This window comes from Rhizobacter sp. P1_G5 (assembly GCF_056405435.1).
In genome coordinates this window covers 1-2,507 of record NZ_JBFUCB010000774.1, presented here as the reverse complement: position 1 = coordinate 2,507, position 2,507 = coordinate 1, and the positions used below count along the sequence as shown (strand labels likewise).

Genomic DNA, 2,507 nt, shown 5'->3' with positions numbered 1-2,507 from the left:
GAGGTGATCCACCTCGTCAACAGCATCAACGGCTCGGTCGATGCGCTGGAGGGGCTGTTCTCGGAGCTGCTCGACATCACGAAGATCGACACCGGCGGCGTCGAGACGCAGGCGGAGCATTTCAACATCGGCGCGCTGTTCGGGCGGCTCAAGCTGCACTTCGAGCCGACGGCCTTCGAGAAGGGGCTGGGGCTGCGGTTCCGGGGTGGGGCGCACAACGCGTTCGCCGACCCGGTGCTGGTGGAACGCATCCTGCGCAACCTGGTGTCGAACGCGATCCGCTACACGCAGGACGRCACGGTGCTGGTGAGCTGCCGCAAGCGCGGCACGCGGCTGCTGCTGCAGGTGTGGGACACCGGCGTGGGCATCCGCGAGCGCGAGCAGGAGCGCATCTTCGAGGAGTTCTACCAGGTGCCGCAGGGCGACGCGCTGGCGCCGCACCAGCGCAAGGGGCTGGGGCTGGGGCTGGCGATCGTCAAGCGGCTGGCGGGGCTGATGGAGGCGCCGCTGTCGCTGCGTTCACGGCCGGGGCACGGCACGGTGTTCTCGCTGGAGCTGCCGCCCGGCAAGGCACCGCGTGCGGTGGCGCCGGCCCTGAGCGGCAAGGCGCCGATCGGGCTGACGCTGGACCGGCGCCGTATCGTGATCGTCGAGGACGAGCCGGCGGTGCGCGACGGGCTGGAGGTGCTGCTGAAGGGCTGGGGCGCGAGCGTGCGCAGCTTCGAGACGGTGGCCACCAGCCGGGCCTGGGCGCAGAGCGAGGAGGCCGGGAATGAGCCGCCGGACCTGCTGATCGTCGACTACCGGCTGGAGCACGGCCACACCGGCGTGGAGGCGATCCAGGCGCTGCGAGAGCGCTTCGGGCCCGGCGTGCCGGCCATCATGGTGAGCGGCAGCACGATGACCAACCACGAGGTGGATGCGCAGGTGCACAACTTCCACCTGCTGGTGAAGCCGGTGGTGCCGAACAAGCTGCGGGCGATGATCAGTTTCAAGCTGGGCGTGCGGGGCGGCTGAGGCGGGATCCGAGGCGCGAGCTACGCACCTGAGAGTGCGAACCGGCCGGACGGGATGAAGCTGTTTGTCCCCGGGTGGAACTTGGAAAGCGGATCGGTCACACAGGGGGAACGCCTGCTTGTGAGTGATCTGTGTGTGATTGCTGCATGGGGCATCGTTTTACTGTGCTGTGGAGCAACTTCATGCAAATAACCGGAAAAACTACTCGCCTTGAAGCACCTTCTATTTGCAAAATAGAAGTGAAGAACCGGGATGGCGGATATGAGTCGATCCAGGAGAAGTTTGGGAATCAGCGCATAGCAGCAAAAGACGACTTTACATTCAAATGCAAGGTTCAGTTGAGCAATGGCTTCGAGTTTAAGCTTAAGAACGTCGAGGATCGGGAGACCGACGAGCTTGCCGAGGCGTTGACGTTGGCGGGAAACCTTGTTGCCGGTTCGCTTAAGGAGCTTGAGGAAGGCAGGGTGCACGAGGATTGTGAATTAAAAATTATCTCTAAAAACTACCATTCCCTTTTTTGCCGGATGCGGGCAATACGGTATGGAAATGATCAGGCGGAGTTGAGGGGTGGGTTTTATGCATTCCAGGAGGCCGCCGTTTCAGCGATGAAATCGGGTGATCTAGGTGGATATGAAACGGCATTGAGAACCCTTGGTATGTTTGTCGCCGATCCGGCAAGTGGCAGCAAGGATCTCGATAAGCTATTGGGTGATCTGGATGATAGGGAGGTTAAAGAAAGCGAGAGTGAGCCTGATTTTGGGCGTGGGGAAATATTTTTTCGAGAGGATTTCTCGAATGAAATTAATTTGACCGAGGCTGAGTCGAACAGTGATTATTGTGTGGCTGACTCTGGTGACGGGGATTCGCAGATTGATCGGATAGATGGAGGGGATATCAAGTCTGAGGCCACCACTGTAACTGAGAGGGGAGGCGAGGTTGAATTGATGAAGGGGCCTCAGAGGATCTTGCATCGATCTGAGAAGGAGGCGAAGAATACCAAGGCGTCAGAGAAATGGATCTCTCAGGCGAGAGATAAAATTAATAGTGGAAAAAAATACGAAAGCCATAAAATTCCCGAAATAAATCTTCTGCAACATAAAGAGGTTAGTAAGAAAATTTGTGCTGAGACCCTCGAAGTCAACGCCTACAGAATGCAGGAGAAGTTGAGCGAGAAATCGAAGGCGAAGACGGCTGAATTGACGCGCAAGTCGATCAAAACTGTGATGCATGAAGACGCGGATAGTGTTGCTACAGGCGTGCCTTCCTCCGTGGGGAGGGACAAGTATTGCAAGCCCCTTGATCCGAACGATCCTCAATTGCGGACGTCCGGTAGACGGCGGGAGGACTATGGTCAAGATGCGATTACTTGGGGGGATCTTGTGAAGCAGGAGATTATCCAAAGAAGTGTCAACCTCCAGTTGCTGAAAAATATGTGCAGCCTACTCGCGGCAGACTGCGTTGGTGTGTGCAATCATTCGAGGGATCGAGGC

The 2,507-nt window shown here is 58.1% G+C and carries 2 protein-coding genes; both read left to right on the top strand.

What is annotated here, in order from left to right; all coding sequences use genetic code 11:
* Positions 1-1,017 (top strand): ATP-binding response regulator (locus AC1D12_RS30850; protein WP_477845022.1); only part of this gene is annotated, 1,017 nt, incomplete at its 5' end.
* A gap of 146 nt (positions 1,018-1,163) precedes the next feature.
* On the top strand, positions 1,164-2,507 hold a 1,344-nt coding region (locus AC1D12_RS30845), incomplete at its 3' end, for a hypothetical protein (protein ID WP_477845021.1).